Genomic DNA, 22,113 nt, shown 5'->3' on the forward strand with positions numbered 1-22,113 from the left:
TATCGGTAAATAATTGCCATTAAATCATGGTAATAGGTTAATGTGATTAACTTCACAGTAAGTTGTGTCTATAAAACTTGGTTAAGTAATTAAATAAATTAATATATTACAGTGAGTTACAATATGTTTCTGAAACTCGATAACATGTCATTAAAAAATATGACTCGTATATTAATTGTATTCTGTCTTCTTGTTGGGAATAACGCTTTTTCATCAGTGATTGAGTACAAGGCTAATTTGTTTGGCCCCGGTATGCAGGTGCATAACTGTATTGATCTAGATTCAAGAGGGTCAATTTTCGGTGACTTCAATGAAAATGATGGGACATTATCTAACATTACGGGTGAACTAAAATTTGTCAGCATCATTGATGGATTTATTAAACGTGGCTTTGGTAATGTTAAAAACTATGTGATTGGTAGCTTTAAAGAAAATGCACCAGACTTTTTGCAGGGCATGAATATTTTTGTTGATTTGTCTCGCGGTGCTGACTACGAAAGAACTATCGTGAATAAGAGAAAAGTAAGAGAATGGGGATGGGCGCTATTTTATGATCCTGCAGAATACTCTGACGACATAGATGAATTATTTGCAAACCGAGATAATCTAAAAACATTACGGAATCCACATAAAACTTTTGCGCAATTATGTCCCAAGTACGCAAATGGTAACAGTGCTGGAGATCATGGTTGGTGTAAGTCTGGAGTAGAGTTTTTTGCTGATAAAGGTAAAGAAATTCCTGCACCTGTACCGTTGCCTGCGGCGTTCTATCTATTGTCTGCAGGATTAATTGGGCTTGTATCTTTTTCTCGCAAACGTACTGGCGCATAGTTGTTACGCTTTAATTTCTTTTTCGGTCAAATACCAATGAAGTTTGGTGTGCAGAGAAACGACTGATCCAACAATAATTAACGTTGGTCCTTGTACATGCTGCTCATCTACCAAGTTAGGCAAGCTAGTTAAATCTCCAATTAATACACGCTGATCTGGTGTAGTACCCTTAGTGATTAGTGCTGCAGGGGTCTCTGTGGGTAAACCATGCTTGACTAATTGCTCGCAAATAATATTGAGTCCATGAAGACCCATGTAAAATACGATTGTTTGCTTAGAATGAGCAAGCATTTCCCAATTGAGGTTGACTGTTCCGTCTCTTAAATGTCCTGTTACAAATGTGCATGCTTGTGCGTGATCACGGTGTGTCAGTGGTATTCCTGAATATGAAGCGCAGCCAGCAGCAGCAGTAATACCCGGAACTACTTGAAAATGAACTCCTTCTTCCATGAGTGTTTCTATTTCCTCACCACCACGCCCAAAAATGAAAGGGTCGCCACCTTTTAGTCGAAGTACACGCTTGCCTTCCTTGGCTAGCCGTACCAATAAATTATTAATTGATTCTTGTTGAATGGCATGGTTGGAACGTTGTTTGCCAGCATATATTTTATCAGCATCTTTTCTGACTAAATCCATGATTTGATCTGAAACTAAACGATCATAAACCACGACATCTGCTTGTTGCATTAAGCGTAAGGCCCTAAATGTTAGAAGATCAGGGTCTCCTGGGCCAGCGCCAACAAGATAAACTTCACCTTTGCCTTCGCTGCTGAAGTCTTTATTCTCTATTTTACGTTGCAGTGATTCTTCCGCTGCTGAAAGTTTTCCAGCCAGCACCATTTCAGCAATAGGACCTTGCAGTACTTCTTCCCAAAAACGCCGTCGTGAATCTTCATCTTGAATAGTCTCTGCAATTTTTTGTCGATATTTTTCCAACAAAGATGCTAATGAGCCATAAGCAGAAGGAGTGCAGCGTTCTAGATTTCTACGAAGTAAGCGTGCCAATACCGGGGAGGCGCCACCGGTAGTGACTGCAATTTGAATTGGGTCACGATCAATGACAGATGGCAACACAACATCACCGTGTTTAAAATTGTCAGCAACATTAACAAGAATATTTTTTTGTTTCGCTAAATTGCTAATGTGTTTATTTAGCGTTGCTTCATTAGTGGCGGCAATAATTAAGCACTGGTTTTGAATGTCGTCGTCTGAGAAATTACGTATATGCAGACAAAGAGAGTGAGTTTTGCATAATATTTTTATTTCATCACAGACGGCAGTTGCGATGACAGTTGTATGTGCTTTAGCTTTACATAGCATTTTTAATTTGCGTGCAGCAATCTTTCCGCCACCGACAACTAGGCAAGGTTTGTCTTTAATGTCTATGAATAGGGGAAGGAGGCTCATGATTCTTTAAGTATATTGAGTTGATATAATATCGGATCAGTCAGGTGAACTATACGTTTGCGCATTACAGAACCAATTGCATCTGTAACACCAAATACAGGATCTAGTAATGATTCGCTTACCATAGACAAGTATATTACTGCATATAGATGCGCTTTGGCATCTGCATGTAGATTTAAAATGCTATTTAGCACATCAGAGGAGTTGTTGAATATTTTCTCAGCATATACTTCAAGCTCATTAATATCACGCCAACGAAATTTTTGTTGACTGTCTAGACAAAAATATTCTCCAATTGTGTTAAATATCTCCACTGCAACATCTTGATCGTTTGGTTTTTTGAGCACTGTGATTATTGCTTCTAAGGTGGCTTGACCTTGAGCGCTTAACAATGACGCGAGTTTCTGTATGTATACATTTGAGGAATCTGCAGTATTAAAATACTTTTCTAATGAGTGTGCTGTTGTTTCTATCGGCAATGATTCTGGGCACTGTTTTATAAAGCCTACATAAAATGTGTTACGGCGTTTACCACGTTTCCAAATATCCAATTTTGTTTTTTCATCAATTAAGTTTGGTTGCAGTATCAAGCGTACAGATTTCATTAATGCTCTGGATGATTCTTCAAAAGGTAAAAATTCAACTAAGAAGGTAGCTAATTCTTTCCCCATGGCGCCTTGTGCGACTTCCTTAGATTCCAGTAAGCAGCGAGCATTGTCTGAGTTGGGTTCGCACCACCATGCGCGCCTAGCAATCTCATTTGTAAGGCCGTTGGCATGGACGACAGCAACAACTGCTTCCGGTTCACCTAATAAGAGTAGTTTTTCTAGACTATCATTGCGTGCTTGCCCCATGCGTGTCCAGCGGCGTAAAAAAACTGGATACCCACCAGGAGAGCCAAGTACATTTGTAGACAACCATTGGCGCACGATTTTTAAATATTTTTCATCTTTGCAGTTAGCATGCAAAGTAATTTTGGCCTCACCTTTATCGGAAAGTGCATAAAGTTCCATGCGTGATTCGTCAATGCGAATGGCTTGCAGAGATTGCGCTAGTAAAACATTAAGACGCAGTTTGTCTTCGTGAGACAAGTCCATTAGTTGAGCTGGATGCGTTGACCAAAAGGTACTGACTGGTTGCCTTTGACTAACCAAATGACAGAATAGTTTGGTTGGTAGTCTGGGAACCTTCCGACACAGTCACTAAAGTAAACTAACAGCTCAGGTGCTTGATCTTGTTTTTCCACCCAATCGAATACAGGACGAAAGTCAGTACCTCCGCCACCCATGAATGTTTTTGGTAGTGAAAATTGATCCCATGATTCAAAGATCCAAGGAGAGCCGGGCGCAAGTTCCGCATCACAAGCAAGTAGACTAATGCGTGCACGTAGCTGACCTTTAATGGCATCTATTTCACAAAGAAATTCATTCATTTCTTCGTCTCCAATTGAGCCACTGACATCGATAGCAACTACCATATTTACTTGTGAACTGCGTAGGCTAGGGAATATGGAAGGGTCGCCACGGCGCGATGATGGGCGTGAATAATTGTAATCATCTCTTGCGGTTGCAGTCATGTGCCTTGCTAACAATGCTCGCCATGGTAGTTTTGGCTGCAACATGAATTCAACCATGCGCGCCATAGATTTACTTAGTTTTCCAGCTTGCTGTGCTTGTAGGGCTGCGCCGGCTAAACGTTGTTGCCATTGCACTGATAAGTTCTCTAACTCTTGCTGCGACATTGTGGCGGGTTGAGGGCTGCCATTATCATTAGAATTATTGTTGCTATCAGACTCACTTTCTCCATTTGTTTGTTGCTCTTGAGATTCAGAAGGATCTTCGTTGTTGTCTGTTGGGTCTTCTGATTGTTCGTTGCCTTCGTCTTCATTTTCTGAGCTATCAGCTTCACCATCTTCTTTATCTTCTAAACAACGGTATATTTCTTCTGCTGTCATACCGGCAAAGCTATCTTCTATGAGAGTGCCTGGTGGCGGGGTAAAACCTTCTTCAATCAGTAGAGGGTTAACAGTGTATTCACATGCTAAATCCCAACGATGTTTTATTCGGTGACCACGTCGCGCAAAATGAGACAGTGCGCAATGCAGCGCTTGCTTAGCCAATACGAATTGAGTTTCGGAACCATGTAATTGATTTATGTATTCGTAATTGAAGTATATTTTTTTAGCATCTGTAGTGGCACTTATACACCAGGAAGGATCACCCATTTCTAACGGCATTCTTAATACTAATGCGCCTAGAAATGGTTTATCTAAGATTAGGCGAGTGCGTGCAGCAGCGAGTTTTGTTTCAACAGAGTTTTCGTCCAAAGCAAATACTTTGTTAGTTTTCGTAAAGCATTAAGTCAGCAACTGAATCTGCCCAAGAAGCAAATTCAGGCAGTGAGAAAATCTTTTCGCCGATAGCACGGTGCATATCTGAAATCATCATTACACCCAATTCTCTTTGTGGGAACTTATGTGCATAAGTAAGAATATTACCTTGTAATGTTTCGGCATTGTCTGAGCTATTAACACGAATAGCTTGGCCTACAAGTGCAGAAGCGACAGCGTATTGGAGATCTATTTCCGAAGGCACTGGTACTTCTTTGCCATTCACAATGTCTTCTATATTAGGCATTGAGTCTAAGTTGGCAATGAAGGCATTCAATTCAACACCTGCGGCAGGACCAACACATGCTTGCAACGTTTCTAATAACACTGTGCCTTGGCCAATAAATTTTTGTAGTGCACGGTGTGTGAATTCCCAAGATCGTGGTGATGGAAATGCCATAGGGTTTTGCGCAGCATCAAATTCAAAAATTAAGTCCGGCCGAAAACGTAGGAAAGCAATAATACGGTCATCAATATTATTAGCGTATGCCCAGGCAACCCAGTCATCTAAATTCACATCTACTTCATAATGAGAAAAACGATTCGCAAGTGGTGCTGGCATAGTATAAGTTACTCCGCGATCACCTTGACGATTGCCTGCAGCGAGAATTGCCCATCCATTAGGGACATCATAGTGTCCTAATTTACGGTCTAAAATTAACTGATACGCGGCAGCAGAAACACTCGGGGCCGCCGAGGTAATTTCATCTAGAAACAAAATTCCCTGGCTGCCATGGCGTTCTTTATTAGGCAGCATAGAGGGAATTGCCCATTCGACGCTAGAGTCAACTCTAAATGGAATGCCGCGCAAATCACTTGGTTCCATTTGTGAAAGACGTATATCAATCATTGGTACCGAATTGCGCTCAGCAACTTGCGCTACGATTTGAGATTTACCCACTCCCGGTGGTCCCCACAACATCACTGGAGTGTGTTGGCCTTGAGTAGCGCCATGAAATTCTTTATCTAGAACAGTAAATAAATGTGCGGGTCTCATGAGGAATTTTTGTTTGTATCGGAAATTTAAAAGAGTAGTTATGAATGTTTGGCTGGGATTAGAACCCTGCTTTTTTGTACCACTCTGAGGCTTTTTCTTCGTCCTTCTCAATTAATGTGCCTTGTTCATACATCATGGCTAAAGTGGTTTGTGAGCCAGCAAGACCTTGTTCTGCGGCTTTAGTAAACCATTCCACTGCCAGTGGACCATTTTGTTCTACACAGTCGCCTTCCATATACATAAAGCCTAGACCATGTTGAGCAAGTGCATGGCCTTGTTCGGCAGCGGCACTCATCCACTTAAATGCTGACTCCGGGCTTTCGACAACTCCCAAGCCGTTCTGACACATGATGGCAACACGATGCTGTGCGTCTGCATAGCCTTTTTCAGCTAATGGAGACAATAGCTGCATTGCACGTGAAAAATGTTTGGACTCAAATGACTGTATGCCACTAGCGAAATCAATTTCTTCTGCTTCTTCCATTGAATGACTCTTAATAAGGATTAAATTCAGAGCATAAGTTTAAAACAAACCTTGGTGACACCGAATACCCCTGATGAGTGACTAGGCAATGTGAAATATATGTATTTATTTCAATGGGTTATTCGCCCCTCCATAGAGATATTTTGATGCTTATGGACATTTTGTATGCTGCCTGCCCTTTACAATAATCGTGAAATCAAATGGCAGCAGTATTAGCAGAGTCGCAGCAAGAAATAGACGCATTTATGCGTGGCGCTATCGGTCGAGTTGCTACGGGCCCAGAGTACAGTAAGGATCTGTCTTTCGAGGAATCACGAGCAGTCATGAATTATATATTGCGTGATGTCGCTGACCCTATTCAAGCTGGAGTCTATCTAATTGCGCTGAGAATGAAGCGTGAAACTGATGATGAGAATGGCGGTAGCTTGCAGGCAATTCTTGACCAGACAGAGCGCGTCATTGCTGATGTGGATGCTGTGGTTGATATCGCTGAGCCTTATGACGGATATATGCGCGGTGCGCCTGTGATGGCGTTTTTACCGGCTTTACTATCGGCTTGCGGTCTGCCTGCTCTGAGTCATGGTTTAGAAGAAGTAGGGCCAAAATTTGGTGTGACTCATCGAAAAGTTTTGCGAGAAGCAGGTATTAATGTTGACCTGACGCCAAGCCAAGCAGTAGATAGAATTAATAATAAAGATATTGGTTGGAGTTACATTGACCAAGCCAGTTTCTGTAAACCGTTGCATGACTTAGTGCCGTTAAGAAAAAGAATAATTAAACGTCCAGTCTTAACCACGGTGGAAGTACTAGCAAAACCCATTAGCGGTAAAAAATCTACCCATTTAATGACAGGCTATGTACATAAGCCATACCCACCTGTGTATGAGAGGTTAGCAAAATTAGCCGGGTACGAATCTGCAGTATTAGTGCGCGGAGTTGAAGGTGGAGTGACACCTGCATTGAACAAGCCGGCAAAATATTTTCAATACCATGGTTTGCAGGGTGAATTGATAGAAGTAGATTTAGTACCGTCCGATCTTGGTATTGAGCAGTCTAAACGTTGTGTACCAATTCCTGAACACATTACACAGACAGATGTAAATGGCGAAGATATAGTAGATGTAGGCGCCTTATCTAAAGTTAGTGCGCAGGCAGGACTTGAAGCGCTAGACGGGAAAGGAGGTCCTGCAAAGGATTGTCTCACATACTCAGCTGCTATAATGCTTCAGCATTTAGGCAAAGCAGAATCACTTAAGCAAGGGGCCGAAATGGTTTCTGATGTCATCGCGGCTGGCAAAGCGATGAGTTGTTTTCAAACCAGTTAAATTTTAGTTAATTTTTAAATAGGAGGTTTTACTATGGATCAAGCATATCGTGATGCAATCACTCAAATGGAACAAAAAGGTGTAGACCCAGAATACGTTCTTGGTTGGCAAGGGGGCTACTTGGGACATCCTGAGCGTGAAGAGCAACGTGTAACCGAAGCGTATACTGCAGGCTATGAAGATGGCCAAGAAAAGTCTACTGACAATATGGCTAATTGGGCCAAGTAAAATCCCACGAAAAATACTGCGTGAAAATGCCGTGATAGACTAGTTAGATAGAATAACCGCTTCAAAATTCAAAGCGGTTATTCCAAGATGATTATTAAGTACCAATAAATCTACAAGAAGAATCGACTAATAACGGCCGCCACCACGACGAGCATTCTTAGGCGCTTCAAAGTTAACCTTCAAAGGTTTGCCGTTAAAATCTTTGCCATTTAAGCCGGCAATGGCAGCACGGGCCTCATGCCCTTCCATTTCGATAAAGCCAAATCCTTTACACTGCCCAGAAAATACATCTGTGACAAGCTTAGATGAGCGCACTCTACCAAATTCAGAAAACAAGGCTTCAAGTTCTTCAGTCTTAGTACTGGCGGGTAAATTGCCAATAAATAATTTTTTCATGATTGCTCCAACATGAGTGTATGGAGGCTGTTAAAGCCGGAAAATAAAGAGCCCCGTACTTGGCGGGGCTCTCTGCGTATCGACCTAGTTTAACACCTGGCCGATGAGGTTTTTCCTAAGCAGATGCAACGCTAGTTGCTTGAGGCCCCTTAGGTCCGTTTTCCACCTCAAAAGTCACTTGCTGACCTTCTTTTAAAGTTTTGAAGCCTGTGCCTTGAATAGCACTGTAATGAACAAACACGTCAGCTCCACCGTTGTCTTGAGAAATGAAACCAAAACCTTTGGATTCGTTGAACCACTTAATTGTACCTGTAGCCATAAAAATGTTTACCTTAAATAATTAAAAAAATGTTGCTTACAGGATATGAAACAGGAAACTCAAGGGGTAACACGGAGGGAACAACCATAATTGCCAATTACAAAATCTGTAGCAGCTCTCACTATAAGCCAAGTCGTACACTTTTGCTACAACTATAGGTGACCGTTTAGCAGTCATTCAATGGTGCAGAGTTTGACTATTTCTGTTATTTAAGTACTTAGAAAGTGGATTTCATGGTAATTCTAGCTTTCTGGTAATTTGAGCTAAATTATTCATGCCATTAGAACGAATTCATAGCAGTGCAAGATGGCTAAATTCAGGATCCGACATGAGTTTCTAGGAGAAACTAGTGACAAAAGCAAAATTAAGTAATAAACACCCCATTATGTTGATTATTCGGTGGGTTGAATGGATTGGCCTATCTCTCATTACTATGGGTGTGATATTAGCCATTATCCAGGAAGTATTATTGGTAATTGAACGAGGGCACGTTGAACTTTACGATATACTTTTACTGTTTATCTACTTAGAAGTGATGGCGATGGTGTCGCTATACTTAACCAGCGGCAAATTACCTGTGCGTTATCCTATTTATATAGCGATTGTGGCAATTGCTCGTTATGTTATTTTAGATCTAAAGGAACTTGAATCAATTGATGTAATTTGGTTGGGTATAGCAATATTGATACTAACCTTATCCACCTTGGTGCTTCGATATGGACACGCTGCATTCCCTTACCCGGATAGAGTCGATTAATTTCTGGTGTTATAAGGATATAGCGTGAACGATTTCTTAAGCATGCCCAATGACAATATGGATGTATTTGTAACTATCACCAAGCAAGGCTCGCATTATGCTGCTCATATTATTGGTCAGCACAAGACAGATAAACATCAAAAATCTGAATTGATGCAAACCTCTGAACCACTGACCAGAATGTTGCTGGAACAATTACTGGAGTCATTTGGATTTCATCAAAGAGATGTATTTGATGCGCTAGATATTGATGATGGTGAGTCCGTGATGATTAAGCATCCATTGTGGTAGATTAAGATGCGAAGGCTCGGGTGCGTATGTTGCTGAATCTAAATAGAAGTACATAAAATAGTGATTTAATTGCCAAGTAATTTCTTATAGGCACTATTTTTCATGGGATATAATTCTAATTCACTACCTTGAATAATTGTTTCAGCGAGACCAGTCATTCGATTCACTTGAATGATATTCCAGCTTCTATCTTCTGAGACCGAAATAAATAACAACGGCAACTTGTGGTCCACTTCATCGTGTATCTGGATATAGGCATCCTTAACTGCTTTAATGTCCTTTCCGGATTCTTTTAATTCATTGCGTAATCTCAGTGCATATTTAACGCGTGCATGCTCGGTAAGTTTGCCGCGTGATGGGCGTATAGTTTTATTGTCTAGTGTGATCTCGACTTCCTCATCATATGTAGCATTTTGAGTATCATTGGAATAGGTGTAAGCACTAAGCAAGAGTGTTTGTTGTAATAGAGGAGACCACTTTGGCCACGGCATGCAGGAATTATTTTCAGTGGGACAAGCAGTGCCCTTAGGAATGTTTTTGACAAGAAAGACAAAGTGTTCGCGGTTTTTTCGTTCAAGCAAGTTTGGAATTGGTGAGGCAAAATGAAAATCTATTTCTCTGGAAGAGTTAAATATACATGCTTTGAAATAATCATATTTGATACCAGATAAAGTGACAATGTGAAAATAAGTCATGTCTGGAGAAAGTAAAAATAAGGCATCAGCAAAATCTTTAATCATGCCGCTAGGATGTATGCGTTTCCCTTGTGCAATGACCGCATAATAATTATCTGTGAAGAATGCATATAACTCTTTGTGTGAGCCATAAGCGCAGTGATTATCTTCTAATTGTTTTTTTGTAGAGGTATCGGCAATACAATAATTAGTAGCAGTAAAGAGTAAGAAAATGAATAATATCCTACCCTTCACCCCAAGTGCCTCCTTGGGGTATGGGGGGCATGTCATAGTTAGCATCTTCTAATGATTCGCCCATTCCGTTCATGACGCGGTCAATGCCCTTAATGATTTTTGGTGCTTCAACATCAATTACGTAATCTGGAATCCATTTGTTATCTTTTTCACCCATCACTGCCATGACGTGATTGCCTAATGTTCTTTTTAAATTAAACCCTGGCCCAGTGTTTTTGTCATAACTGCAATCAGAATATTCATCCATTCTTTCATTGAGTAATGAAACGAATTGCTTGCGATATTCGCCGGGGCCATTTGCATCAATTCGATTGGATTGAATTAAGGTTGCTAAGCTAACACCCAGTGCATTAATAAAGCGTACACGTTCGTCTTCCTCTAGCTCGCCAAAGGTCATACGATCCACTAGATGCAGACTAAACGCTAAATATTCACTAATGACATCTAGTCTTTGAGACTGTGTATTGGTTTCAAAGCCTTCATTTTCATGATTTAGACAAGCTTCAGCAGCCAGTAACCAGGTGTTGAAAGCGATAGCTGAGGCGATTTGCTCTGGAGTTCGCTCTCGATTTTTTTGATTCCATTTGGCTTTAAGTCTTGCCATTTACTATCCCTATAAGTTTTTTACGGTTATGCAATTGTGAATTCTGTTAAGCGCTGAGGTAATATCTTGTTTATTGATTTATATAGCTATTATACAGAGGTAATCAATGATTACAGAGTCACTTTGTGAGGTCGTTCAGCATAACTGCAATATTACAGATGCCAATCATGCTGGTAAATTTACTATGTGTGTTTATTTGATGAAAATGCGAGAGTATTGTCGTTGGGATATGGGTTACTCGTGTACTGATTTGTTATCTAAAGAAGAAGTTGGCGAATGGGTGACACAACGAGAATTATTATGGAATGGTCTAGAAAAGAAGCCATTCAAACAAATTGAGATTGATGACAAGAAGTTTGATCCCTTTGATACTGATGGAATTAACTCGTCATTGAAGTCTCGTGGCATGGTGTATAGCGGTGGTATAGGTGTGCGCTGTGTACCGCATTTCTTTTTAGGAAGGTTGGATCAAACCACATCATATGATGATTATCAGGTGGTAATATCTTCTGAAGAATGTGCGCGTGATTTAGGTGCACCGCCCGCAATGACATTAGAGAATAAAATTTTCATACGGAAGGAATCGATTAGGCGCATGCTATGGGAGAAACTACAAGAGTGGCAATGGCATAAAATAGACAATGCAGCTAGTCGCGCATTTTCATTTTACGATTTTAAAAATGATTTAGATGCAGCGCTAGATCAGATGACTGAGGTGGAGTCGCATTCAATCATATTGCATGAACAAGGTGAAATTAAAACTGCTCAAATACTAGGTGAGCAATGGAAACAGCTTTTAGCAAGTGTTTCACATGCGCGCCTAGAGTTAATTTTACGTGCAGTAAAAGACTTTTATGCGGATTCAATATCTACCTTGCCAACTTTAATTAGCGAGAATAATGAGGCATCAATCCATTTTTATGCGGCTAATATGAATCCTATACGTAAACAGTTGTGTCCATCATTTTTATCTGCATATCAACAATGGTGTGAAGATAGTAACTTGATAAGACTGCAGAATTGGTTGTCCACTAGTGCAACACATTGGGCTAAAATCTGTCAGCAATTACTTGCTATGCATGATAATAATGCATTAGAAGTTGAGATAGAAAATTACATAACAACAAATCAATTATAAAAATGAGTGAATCAAGGAAGTCTAAGTTGGTCACTATTCAAGAAGCAAAACAGAATAGCTTTATTTTTGAAAAGAAAAACGCTTTAGCAGCTGAGTTTTGTGAAGATGCGATTCAACGCTTTGAAGCTAACCCGCAAGATCAATATCAAGGATGCATTGGTCAAATGGCAGATCAAGATAACAGTATTAAACGTTCAACTGATCTAGTTGTGAGTGGTAAGCAACATTGGCATGATATAGACCGTGCTTTATTTAAGTCTTTAGGAATTGCCATCAGAGAGTTCCGTGCACAGTACCCTTTTTTTAATGGGTCATTTAAAGATATGGGTTATGGCCTTCAGCGTACAGATTCTGGAGAGTTTTATCATTGGCATATTGACGGTGGCAGTCATGACTTTAGTCACCGTCAGTTAGTGGCAATTTGGTATTTGAATGATGTGGAAGGTCCTGGCGGCGAGACTGAATTTTTATTTCAAGATATCAAAATCACTCCAGAAGCTGGCAAACTTTTATTATTCCCTCCATTTTGGACGCATGAACATCGAGGAGTCACATTAGAGGGAGGGGTCAAATATATTGCCACCACTTGGGTAGTGTTTGCCTGATTTGAATAAACTAGCATTTACACTGACTTCTCCCAAGTCTAACGACGACTTTAAGCGTTACTACCAATTCCGTTGGGAGCAGTTACGCAGGCCATTGGATCTTCCTTTTGGCAGTGAACAGGATCCGCTTGATGAGAAATCTTTTCATTGTATGGTGATCATTAATCAAGATGAACTAGTTGGCATTGGGAGCATTCAGCCGGCGGAAATTAATAGCATGCGAATTCGTTATATGGCGGTAAGCAAAGAATTTCAGCGTTTGGGTATTGGTAGTGCCATTATTAAGAATTTATTGGAATATGCTAACGAAAACCACGCGATTAAGTGTTGGTTGAATGCACGTTCAAATGTACTAGAATTTTATAAACAGCAAGGCTTTAAAGTTGTGGGTGAGGTAGAAGCTGAAATCTCGATCCCTCACTTTAAGATGGAAACCTTACTAAAAGCTTAAAGACTTACTTATAAATACATCTAAATTCACTTATTAGAGATACATTCTCATTCATACTGGTCTATATTTAAAGTCGTACTGGTATTAGGTGCTTGCTATCATGTTGATATTGTTTTGAAAATAGTGCGAAATTTAAATAATGCAGTTAAAGCCATTGTAAATCTGAGGAATTACCAACCATGCTACAACGATTAAAACAATGGGCTTGGGACAAAGCGGTCGGTGTTCTATTAACGGATTCAAACTTAGAAGCATTATCTCCTACAAATTTTACTCGCATGGTGTTCGAAATTAGACCAGCAGATGTGCTATTGGTCGAAGGACGTTTTCGCGTTAGTAATGTAATAAAAGTTATTACCCAAAGTTCTTGGAGCCACACGGCACTATATGTTGGTCGTCTTTACGATATTCAAGATCCCGCTGCTAAAGCGCGTATCATGAAACACTATGATGGACCTCCGGATGAACCCCTGGTAATAGAAAGTCAGTTAGGTCAAGGAACTATTGTAACTCCACTAAAATACTATGAAGAATTTCATACGCGCATTTGCAGGCCAAAAGGAATTTCTCCAGATGATGTCAATAAGGTTATTACCCACGCTAGTTCATTTTTAGGAATGGAATATGATGTTAGGCAATTGTTAGATTTGGCACGTTTTTTAATTCCCTGGTGGACATTTATGCCGCGAAGATGGCATTCAAGTTTGTTTGAACATAATGCGCAAGATGCCACTAAAGTAGTGTGCTCCTCTATGATAGCAAGTGCATTTGCATCAGTACGTTTTCCTGTGTTGCCATTAATATTCCAGGATGAAGACAAGAAATTTACTTTGAGGGAACGTAATTTGCGCTTGTTTACCCCTAGAGATTTTGATTACTCGCCTTATTTTGAAATTATTAAGTATCCGTTGTTGGGTAAAGATGACTTGGGTTTTTATCGTAAGTTACCGTGGGATGAGTCAGGTCTGATTACAGAAGAAGCACAAAAGTATTTAGATGCACACGATGTGTTGCATGTATCAGAAGAATCAATAAATTAAATGATGCACCAATCATTTTAATCATTAATAAAAGGCAGGTTGAGTAATGCAAGCAATTTTGATTGAGCTACTGTTGTTAATACTGCTTGTAGGCTCTATTTCTTACTTTATTTATCTGAATTTAACGAGTATTGCTTTGATGGCATCTATTGCCGGTGCACTGCTTTTGTATAGTTTTCTTTCCTCACTACCCTCTTTAATAGTTGCTGTTTTTTGGTTGTTGCTTGTCTGTGCAGCCGTAATTGCGTTTATCCCAACATTGCGCAAACAATTTTTGTCCACGCGTTTACTTGAAATGTTTCGCAGTGTATTGCCACCAATATCAGATACAGAAAGAGAAGCACTAGAAGCAGGAACAACTTGGTGGGAGGCGGAATTATTTTCTGGAAATCCAGACTGGCGTTTTTTGCGCGATACGCCTCAAGCAAAATTAACTGAGCAAGAGCAAGAATTTTTAGATGGTCCAGTAGAACAGCTATGCGAGTTGCTTGATGACTGGAAAATAACTAATGAAGATTTTGATTTATCTCAAGAGGCTTGGCAGTTCATAAAAGACAATAATTTTTTTGGAATGATTATTCCTAAAGAATATGGAGGCCTAGAATATTCAGCTTATGCACACTCATGTGTAGTGATGAAAGTGGCGAGTCGTTCTATTGCAGCGGGTGTTACTGTGATGGTGCCAAATTCGTTAGGGCCAGGAAAATTATTATTAGAATATGGAACTCAAGAACAACGGGATTATTATTTGCCTCGTTTAGCTGATGGTAAAGAGGTTCCATGTTTTGCACTTACCGGACCGCAAGCAGGCTCTGATGCTGGCAGCATGCCTGATAGAGGTATCGTTTGTTATCAAGAATTCAATGGTGAAAAAACATTAGGGATGCGAGTTACATGGGATAAGCGCTACATCACATTAGCTCCTGTTGCGACATTACTGGGTTTGGCATTCGTATTGCTTGACCCAGACCATATATTAGGCGGAGAAGAAAACCTTGGAATTACCTTGGCGCTTATACCAGCTGATACTGAAGGCGTGGTAATTGGTAATCGTCATATGCCATTAAATGTTCCCTTTATGAATGGCCCTACACAAGGTGAAGACGTGTTTATCCCTATGGACTGGATTATTGGCGGTCAAGCACAAGTCGGTAAGGGTTGGAAAATGTTAATGGAATCACTTGCAGATGGCCGTGCAATCTCATTGCCAGCATTGGCAACAGCTGCAGCAAAATTTGCCAGTAGAAACACCGGTGCTTATGCGCGAGTTCGTACTCAATTCAAAATGCCTATTGGTGAGTTTGAAGGAGTCTCAGAAGTGTTAGGTAGAATTGGTGGCAACACTTATATGATGGATGCTGCAAGAACGGTAACCGCTGCTGCATTAGACCAAGGTTCAAAACCTTCAGTGGCATCGGCTATTATTAAATACCATCTTACGGAACGTATGCGTCAAGTAGTTGATGATGCAATGGATATTCATGGGGGTTCAGGAATATGCATTGGCCCGCGTAACCATATTGCGCGCATATATAAGGCAGTGCCAATTGCGATTACTGTCGAAGGTGCAAATATACTTACACGCAGCATGATTATTTTTGGGCAAGGAGCTGTACGTTGTCATCCATGGCTGTATAAAGAAATGGAAGCCTTAGCTGAGGCTGATGAAGATGTTGCTTTAGATAAATTTGATGATGCGTTTTGGAATCATGTTGCACATGTGATTAAAAATATTGGTCGCAGCATATTTTTAGGTCTTTCTAAGGCGCATTGGGTGAAAGCGCCTTTTAGTACTTCTGTAGAGCCGCATTACAAACGTTTAACGCGATTGTCAGCTAACTTTGCGCTTGTAGCCGATGTTGCGCTTACGAAATTTGGTGGTTCTTTAAAACGTCGTGAACATGTCTCAGCTAGGCTGGGTGACATGTTAAGTTATTTATATCTTTCCTCGGTGGTGCTTAAATACTTCCGTGATCGTGGTGAGCCTGTAGAGGAAGTGCCTTATGTTGATTGGGCGATGCGCGAATGCGGTCGTGGTTTTCATTTGGCGATGCAGGAGTTGTTATATAACTTGCCTGGCAAAATATTAAGGCACGTATTGCATGTGATTATTTATCCACTTGGTAAGCCGCAGATTCCACGTAAAGACACATTACATGATGAAATATCTGAGATGTTGTTAGAAGATTTAAACGTTCGTGATTCGTTAACTGGTGATATTTATGTGCCAAAAGATAATGATGAATCATTAGTGTGGTTGGAAGATGCTCTCCAGCAAGTGATTAATGCAGCACCGTTAGAAACTTTAGTTAAACGAGCTAAGCGCTTAGGTAATATCAAAAAATTCGATTTAGATTTGGCCGTGTCATGTGGTGTGATTAATGATTCTGAGGCTGATGTTATTCGTAATGCACAGTTAGCACGCTTGAAGGTATTTGCAGTAGACGATTTTGATGCCAAGTATTGGGAAGGGAGAAATCACTCATGAGCGGAAAACCTGTTTATGTAGTTGATGGATTGCGTAGTCCAATTTTAAAAGCTCGTGGGAGACCGGGTCCATTTACAGCAGCAGATATGTCGCTAGCAGTTGCGCGTTCACTACTCAGCAAGCATTCACAGAGTGCAGAAAATATTGATGAAATCATATTGGGTTGTGTCATGCCGCGTGCAGACGAAGCAAATATTGCGCGTTTAGTTGGTTTGCGCTTAGATCTTCCAGATTCTATCCCTGCTTGGACTGTGCAAAGAAATTGTGCTTCTGGCATGCAAGCACTAGACAGTGCAATGGGTCAAATTCGCTTGGGCAACTCTAACTTAGTGTTGGCAGGTGGCGTGGAAGCTATGAGTCATGCGCCATTATTGTTTAAAGAGCAGTATGTGCACTGGCTAGCGGATTTAGCCAAAGCCAAATCTGTTAAATCCAAGTTAAAAGTAATTGCCAAATTTCGTCCCGGCTTACTGAAGCCAATTATTGGTTTGCTATGTGGACTAACCGACCCGACAGTGAATATGTCCATGGGGCAAACTGCTGAGAAAATTGCTTATCGGTTTAATATTTCACGAGAAGAAATGGATGAATATGCCATTCGTAGTCATTTGCGGCTAGCGAAAGCGCAGCAAGATAATTTATTCAAACAAGAAATAGAACCACTGTACGACAAGCATGGAAAACTTCATGAGTACGATGATGGTGTGCGTCCAGATTCAAGTATGGAGAAACTGGCAAAGTTAAGAGCGGTGTTTGATAAGCCAAATGGCAAGATTACAGCTGGCAACAGCGCGCAAATTAGTGATGGTGCTGCCTGGCTAATGCTGGCTTCTGAAAAAGCACTTAAACAATTTGATCTTAGTCCGATAGCGAAATTAACTAGCTGTCATTGGGCTGGGCTAGACCCCTCAGAAATGGGCTTAGGGCCGGTTCATGCAACTAATTTGCTTCTTAAGAAGAATAAGCTTGCCTTAGATGACATCGATTTTTGGGAGCTGAATGAAGCTTTTGCTGGGCAGGTGTTAGCATGCCTCGCTGCATTCAATGATGCCGATTATTGCAAACAACAGTTTAACTCCAGGAAAGCATGGGGACTAATAGACCAGGAGAAATTAAATGTTCATGGTGGAGCTGTGGCAAGTGGTCACCCGGTCGGTATGACGGGCGCGAGAATAGTTCTGCATATGATACACATTTTGAAACAGAACAATGCACATAAAGGTATTGCTACATTATGTATTGGCGGTGGGCAAGGTGGAGCAATGTTAGTTGAGACAGTGCAATGAGTAAGAAGCAATACAAACACTGGCAAATTGAACAAGACGATAATCAAATCGCTTGGTTGTATTTAAATTATGCTGATGGAAGCACAAATATTCTAACTAAACATGTTCTAGATGAATTAAAACAAATTCTAGAAAACTTACCTGCCATGAATGCGGCGGGTTTGATAATCAGTTCTAAAAAATCCAATGGTTTTTTGGCAGGTGCTGATATTACTGAATTTACTGCGTTAAAAACTAGTGAAGCGGCATTTAAAAAATTACGCTTCGGTCAAAGCGTGTTTGATTTAATTGAAAAATTACCATTCCCGACCTTGGCATTAATTCATGGATTTTGTTTGGGTGGCGGATTGGAGTTAGCCTTAGCTTGTACTTATCGTGTGGCAGAAAATTCTGCTAAATGTAAATTAGGTTTGCCTGAGGTTAGGCTAGGCATTCATCCAGGTTACGGTGGAGCAGTTCGTTTGCCAGAATTAATAGGTGACTTGCCTGCGATGCAATTAATGCTTGCCGGACGCGTTGTTGTTGCCAAACAAGCAAAAAGAATGGGGATAGTCGATGCTGCAGTACCAGTAAGACAGATGCGAGTTACTGCTATTGCACTGGTTAAAAGTGGCAAACAAAAACGGCAGCCTTCATGGTTAAGTACGCTTGCATCTTATCCTATTGCAAAGCAAGCAAGCGCCTTCTTTATGCGTCAACAAATTAAGAAGAGGATCTCTCCCACGCATTACCCGGCGCCGTATAAACTTTTAGAGTGCTGGAAGAATTTTTCATCTAATCGACAGCAGAAATTTATTGAAGAAGCGAGTTCTGTTACTGACTTATTTGCAAATTCACCGGGAACGCAACAACTCGTTCGTGTATTTATGTTGCAGGAACGTATGAAGTCACTTGCTAAAAGCGGATCATTTGAGCCGCAGCATGTGCATGTCGTTGGAGCAGGAATAATGGGAGGGGATATTGCTGCATGGTGTGCAATGCAGGGCTTCCAAGTGACTTTGCAGGATCGCGAGCCTAAATATATTGCTCCTGCTATTAAGCGTGCACATAAACTTTTCGACAAAAAAATTCGTGATTCACATTTGTGTGTCGCTGCTAAAGATCGGTTAATGCCAGATCATCATGGTGCTGGTGTCGGTAAAGCTGATGTCGTAATTGAAGCCATTTACGAAAACTTGGAAGCTAAGCAAGCGTTGTACGCGCAAATTGAACCGCAGATACGAGAGGATACAATTCTAGCAACCAATACCTCTAGTTTGCCTCTAGAGGTGCTATCAGAAAAATTAGCGGACCCAAGCCGACTGGTTGGGCTGCACTTTTTTAATCCTGTTGCCAAAATGCAATTGGTGGAAATTATTCATGCAGATAATACTAATCAACAAGTGCTGGATAATTCAGCAAGATTTGTTAAAAAAATTAGCAGACTGCCATTACCTGTTAAATCGTCGCCAGGTTTCTTAGTTAACCGAATTCTCATGCCTTACATTATGGAAGCTATAATTTTAGTTGACGAAGGCGTTGCACCTGAGATTATTGATTACGCGGCTGTCGATTTTGGTATGCCTATGGGGCCAATAGAATTGGCGGATGTGGTTGGTCTAGATATATGTAGTCATGTAGGTAAAGTATTGGCTGACGCATTTAATCTGCCAACGTCTGATCGATTGCAACAAAAGTTAGACCAAGGTGAATTGGGCAGAAAGTCAGGCCAAGGTTTTTATCTATGGAAAAATGGCAAAGTTTCTAAACAAAATAAATCTAATATTCCAGTCGATAAGCAGGTACAGGATCGGCTTATTTTAAGTTTGGTTAACGAAACTGTGAAATGTTTAGAAGAAGAATTAGTTGCTGATGCTGATTTGCTTGATGCTGGTGTGATATTTGGTACAGGCTTTGCACCATTTCGTGGTGGGCCAATACAATATGCAAGAAGTGCTGGATCAATTCGATTGCGTGATCGTCTAAGTGAGTTACAGTCAAAGTGCGGAGAGCGTTTTAAATCATCAGCGGGCTGGAGCCAATTATAATCAATACCATGACGCGACGTACGAGCTATACCGACGACGCATTCACTATTGGGCAAGCGTTTAATGAGCGCGTTAAATTAACGCCTGATAAGGCTGCTTATACTGAATTTAATCATCAAACTAAAAAGTGGCAATCTTATACCTGGGATGAAACCAGAACTTTAGCAGCATCTGTTCAACAGTGGCTGAGTGAATTAGGCATTGCTGCGGGGGATAGAATTGGGTTAATGCTGCCAAATAGCGTGATGTGGGTTGCTATTGATCAAGCGGCGGCTGGTATGGGAATTATTACTGTCCCGCTATATCCAAATGACCGTGAAGATAATGTTCATTACATATTAGAAAAAACCGATTGTCGATTATTGATGATATCTTCACAAGAACAGTGCGAGTTGGCTAAAGATTTTATTGATGAAATTGAATCGTTGAATAGTATTGTATTGATTGACGATATTGGTGCCAGTGATGGTTTGCCTATTTTAAAGAATCAGCTTAAAAAATTCGATGACTCGATATTTATCAGTGATAGTTGCTCATGCAATGATCCTGCAACGATTGTATTTACATCTGGGACTACAGGACGACCAAAAGGCGTCATTCTTAGTCATCGAAATTTGCTAGTAAATGCGGCTGATTCTGGACGTGCAATGCCGGTTGGAGAAGAGGATCAATTATTATCTTTCTTGCCGTTATCGCATACATTTGAGAGAACTACAGGATATTATGCCCCCATGCTGCATGGCGCAGAAATTACTTACACACGTTCAATTGATCAGTTGGCAGAAGATTTGCAAATAATTAAGCCAACTATTTTAATTTCGGTGCCACGTATTTATGAGCGTGTTTACGCAAAGATTATTGCGCAAGTGCAATCTAAGTCTGCTATTGCTCAAAGACTTTTCAGTCACGCCCATGAAATAGGATATAAGAAATTCTGTTATCAGCAAGGAACGGGTGGTTGGTCAATATCATTTCTGCTACACCCTTTGCTGGATGAGATAGTAGCAAAAAAAATTCGCGAAAAATTAGGCGGAAGACTTAAGTTTGCGGTAGCAGGCGGTGCGGCATTTGCAAAAGAGTTGAACGCTTTTTTTATTGGAATGGGTGTGAATGTTGTACAAGGTTATGGAATGACCGAAAGCTCGCCGGTCATTTCTGCAAATAGAGTTGATAAGAATATTGTTGGAAGTGTTGGCATTGCCTTTGATAATGTTGAAGTTAAATTATCTGGTGTGGGGGAATTGATGGTACGTGGTGATTCGGTGATGCAGGGTTACTGGGATAATGAAGAAGCAACCAAAGAAGTGCTAACTGAAGATGGTTGGTTACACACGGGTGATATTGCGCGAATTGAAGATGGCATTATTTATATTACGGGTCGAGTGAAAGATATTATTGTGCTATCTAATGGCGAGAAGATTCCACCCGCTGATGTTGAGCATGCAGTATGTTCGGATGCTTTATTTGATCAAGCGATTGTGATTGGTGAGCGTAAGCCATTTTTATCTACAATAGTGGTGCTAAATTCTGAGCAGTGTAAATTGCAGCGCATTAATACAAATAATTTAAATAGCGAAGAAGTTAAATCGCAATTACTGAAAAAAATTAGTGCTTATATGGACGAATTCCCTGGTTATGCGCAAATTTATCAAATTACTGCTACGTTTGAACCTTGGGAAGTAGAAAATGGTTTGTTAACGCCTACTTTGAAAATTAAACGTGAAAAAGTAAAGCAGCTATTTAAGAAAGAAATAGATGCAATGTACGCAGGACACTAATTAGCTTTCAGTAAAATAAGTTTGTGTCATATCTCCTTCAGTGTCGATATCTACTGAAGAAACATTTGGCAGTTTTTTTAAAATATATGCAGCCATTAATGTGGCCATTTTTTCGTTTTCGCTGTGGATTGATGTTAGGATCTTGTCAGCTGCAATTTGACACCGCTGCACATTGTTTGGGCTATCAACCCACTCGCGGCTCATTTGCCAGCCGGAATCCATGTCAAGGTCCATTTTATTAAAAAACTCATCGGCTTCTATTAGCATATAATCTGGTACTTCAATGGGAATTGTTTTCTCATCAACAACAACTTTGAGTATCATGGTGTGCAATCCTTAGCTA

The 22,113-nt window shown here is 40.5% G+C and carries 23 protein-coding genes; 13 read left to right on the top strand and 10 right to left on the bottom strand.

Going from position 1 to position 22,113, the window contains the following annotated elements; all coding sequences use genetic code 11:
• The first annotated feature begins 159 nt into the window (after positions 1-159).
• Positions 160-831 carry a VPLPA-CTERM sorting domain-containing protein gene (locus tag R8G33_11300; GenBank protein ID MDW3096250.1) on the top strand — a complete coding sequence of 224 codons (672 nt, stop codon included), beginning with the start codon at positions 160-162 and terminating at the stop codon, positions 829-831.
• A gap of 3 nt (positions 832-834) precedes the next feature.
• Here the strand turns inward: R8G33_11300 and cysG are convergent, their stop codons facing one another.
• The 5 genes from cysG to R8G33_11325 are packed head-to-tail and all read right to left on the bottom strand — an operon-like array spanning position 835 to position 6,108.
• Positions 835-2,238: a siroheme synthase CysG gene (gene cysG / locus R8G33_11305; GenBank protein ID MDW3096251.1), complete on the bottom strand. Its 1,404-nt coding sequence runs from the start codon at positions 2,236-2,238 to the stop codon at positions 835-837.
• The gene (locus R8G33_11310) at positions 2,235-3,335 is read right to left on the bottom strand and encodes a hypothetical protein (protein MDW3096252.1); all 1,101 of its coding nucleotides are present in this window, start codon (positions 3,333-3,335) and stop codon (positions 2,235-2,237) included. The genes cysG and R8G33_11310 overlap by 4 nt, the downstream gene beginning before the upstream one ends.
• Positions 3,335-4,564: a VWA-like domain-containing protein gene (locus R8G33_11315; protein MDW3096253.1), complete on the bottom strand. Its 1,230-nt coding sequence runs from the start codon at positions 4,562-4,564 to the stop codon at positions 3,335-3,337. Before R8G33_11315 ends, R8G33_11310 begins: the two co-directional genes overlap by 1 nt.
• 13 nt (positions 4,565-4,577) lie before the next feature.
• Positions 4,578-5,624 (bottom strand): MoxR family ATPase, encoded by a 1,047-nt coding sequence (locus tag R8G33_11320; protein ID MDW3096254.1) that lies wholly within the window; start codon positions 5,622-5,624, stop codon positions 4,578-4,580.
• Positions 5,625-5,682: 58 nt separating this feature from the next.
• On the bottom strand, positions 5,683-6,108 hold the full coding sequence (locus tag R8G33_11325) for a tetratricopeptide repeat protein (GenBank protein MDW3096255.1): 426 nt from the start codon (positions 6,106-6,108) through the stop codon (positions 5,683-5,685).
• A gap of 200 nt (positions 6,109-6,308) precedes the next feature.
• On the opposite strand from R8G33_11325, the gene R8G33_11330 reads away from it, so the two are divergent.
• Positions 6,309-7,433, top strand: a complete 1,125-nt coding sequence (locus R8G33_11330; GenBank protein ID MDW3096256.1) for an anthranilate phosphoribosyltransferase — start codon at positions 6,309-6,311, stop codon at positions 7,431-7,433.
• 33 nt (positions 7,434-7,466) lie between these two features.
• The gene (locus tag R8G33_11335) at positions 7,467-7,661 is read left to right on the top strand and encodes a hypothetical protein (GenBank protein ID MDW3096257.1); all 195 of its coding nucleotides are present in this window, start codon (positions 7,467-7,469) and stop codon (positions 7,659-7,661) included.
• Positions 7,662-7,787: 126 nt separating this feature from the next.
• Here the strand turns inward: R8G33_11335 and R8G33_11340 are convergent, their stop codons facing one another.
• Complete coding sequence (locus R8G33_11340) at positions 7,788-8,057, bottom strand: RNA-binding protein (GenBank protein MDW3096258.1); 270 nt, start codon at positions 8,055-8,057, stop codon at positions 7,788-7,790.
• 115 nt (positions 8,058-8,172) lie between these two features.
• Positions 8,173-8,376 (bottom strand): cold-shock protein, encoded by a 204-nt coding sequence (locus R8G33_11345; protein ID MDW3096259.1) that lies wholly within the window; start codon positions 8,374-8,376, stop codon positions 8,173-8,175.
• A gap of 349 nt (positions 8,377-8,725) precedes the next feature.
• On the opposite strand from R8G33_11345, the gene R8G33_11350 reads away from it, so the two are divergent.
• Both R8G33_11350 and R8G33_11355 read left to right on the top strand, forming a co-directional pair.
• Positions 8,726-9,133, top strand: coding sequence for a phosphate-starvation-inducible PsiE family protein (locus R8G33_11350; GenBank protein ID MDW3096260.1), 408 nt, complete (start codon positions 8,726-8,728; stop codon positions 9,131-9,133).
• Positions 9,134-9,157: 24 nt separating this feature from the next.
• Positions 9,158-9,424: a hypothetical protein gene (locus tag R8G33_11355; GenBank protein ID MDW3096261.1), complete on the top strand. Its 267-nt coding sequence runs from the start codon at positions 9,158-9,160 to the stop codon at positions 9,422-9,424.
• A 65-nt stretch (positions 9,425-9,489) separates the two neighbouring features.
• On the opposite strand, the gene R8G33_11360 is transcribed toward R8G33_11355, so the two are convergent.
• Entirely contained in the window at positions 9,490-10,353 is an 864-nt protein-coding gene (locus tag R8G33_11360) for a hypothetical protein (GenBank protein ID MDW3096262.1), read from the bottom strand.
• The gene (locus R8G33_11365; GenBank protein ID MDW3096263.1) at positions 10,343-10,957 is read right to left on the bottom strand and encodes a hypothetical protein; all 615 of its coding nucleotides are present in this window, start codon (positions 10,955-10,957) and stop codon (positions 10,343-10,345) included. Before R8G33_11365 ends, R8G33_11360 begins: the two co-directional genes overlap by 11 nt.
• A 106-nt stretch (positions 10,958-11,063) precedes the next feature.
• Between R8G33_11365 and R8G33_11370 the strand changes: the two genes are divergently transcribed.
• From R8G33_11370 to R8G33_11405, 8 genes are all read left to right on the top strand, one after another.
• A complete protein-coding gene (locus R8G33_11370) occupies positions 11,064-12,095 on the top strand; it encodes a hypothetical protein (GenBank protein MDW3096264.1) in 1,032 nt (343 codons plus the stop codon).
• A 2-nt stretch (positions 12,096-12,097) separates the two neighbouring features.
• The gene (locus tag R8G33_11375; protein MDW3096265.1) at positions 12,098-12,700 is read left to right on the top strand and encodes a 2OG-Fe(II) oxygenase; all 603 of its coding nucleotides are present in this window, start codon (positions 12,098-12,100) and stop codon (positions 12,698-12,700) included.
• On the top strand, positions 12,693-13,151 hold the full coding sequence (locus R8G33_11380; GenBank protein MDW3096266.1) for a GNAT family N-acetyltransferase: 459 nt from the start codon (positions 12,693-12,695) through the stop codon (positions 13,149-13,151). Before R8G33_11375 ends, R8G33_11380 begins: the two co-directional genes overlap by 8 nt.
• 179 nt (positions 13,152-13,330) lie before the next feature.
• The gene (locus R8G33_11385; protein ID MDW3096267.1) at positions 13,331-14,191 is read left to right on the top strand and encodes a YiiX/YebB-like N1pC/P60 family cysteine hydrolase; all 861 of its coding nucleotides are present in this window, start codon (positions 13,331-13,333) and stop codon (positions 14,189-14,191) included.
• 46 nt (positions 14,192-14,237) lie between these two features.
• The gene (locus tag R8G33_11390; GenBank protein MDW3096268.1) at positions 14,238-16,679 is read left to right on the top strand and encodes an acyl-CoA dehydrogenase; all 2,442 of its coding nucleotides are present in this window, start codon (positions 14,238-14,240) and stop codon (positions 16,677-16,679) included.
• The gene (locus R8G33_11395) at positions 16,676-17,965 is read left to right on the top strand and encodes an acetyl-CoA C-acetyltransferase (protein ID MDW3096269.1); all 1,290 of its coding nucleotides are present in this window, start codon (positions 16,676-16,678) and stop codon (positions 17,963-17,965) included. The genes R8G33_11390 and R8G33_11395 overlap by 4 nt, the downstream gene beginning before the upstream one ends.
• Positions 17,962-19,992 (top strand): 3-hydroxyacyl-CoA dehydrogenase NAD-binding domain-containing protein, encoded by a 2,031-nt coding sequence (locus R8G33_11400; GenBank protein MDW3096270.1) that lies wholly within the window; start codon positions 17,962-17,964, stop codon positions 19,990-19,992. Before R8G33_11395 ends, R8G33_11400 begins: the two co-directional genes overlap by 4 nt.
• An 8-nt stretch (positions 19,993-20,000) precedes the next feature.
• Positions 20,001-21,770 carry a long-chain fatty acid--CoA ligase gene (locus tag R8G33_11405; protein MDW3096271.1) on the top strand — a complete coding sequence of 590 codons (1,770 nt, stop codon included), beginning with the start codon at positions 20,001-20,003 and terminating at the stop codon, positions 21,768-21,770.
• On the opposite strand, the gene R8G33_11410 is transcribed toward R8G33_11405, so the two are convergent.
• On the bottom strand, positions 21,771-22,094 hold the full coding sequence (locus tag R8G33_11410; GenBank protein MDW3096272.1) for a hypothetical protein: 324 nt from the start codon (positions 22,092-22,094) through the stop codon (positions 21,771-21,773).
• Between the last annotated feature and the right edge of the window lie 19 nt (positions 22,095-22,113).

It is taken from the genome of Gammaproteobacteria bacterium (assembly GCA_033344735.1).
GTDB lineage: Bacteria > Pseudomonadota > Gammaproteobacteria > UBA4575 > UBA4575 > UBA1858.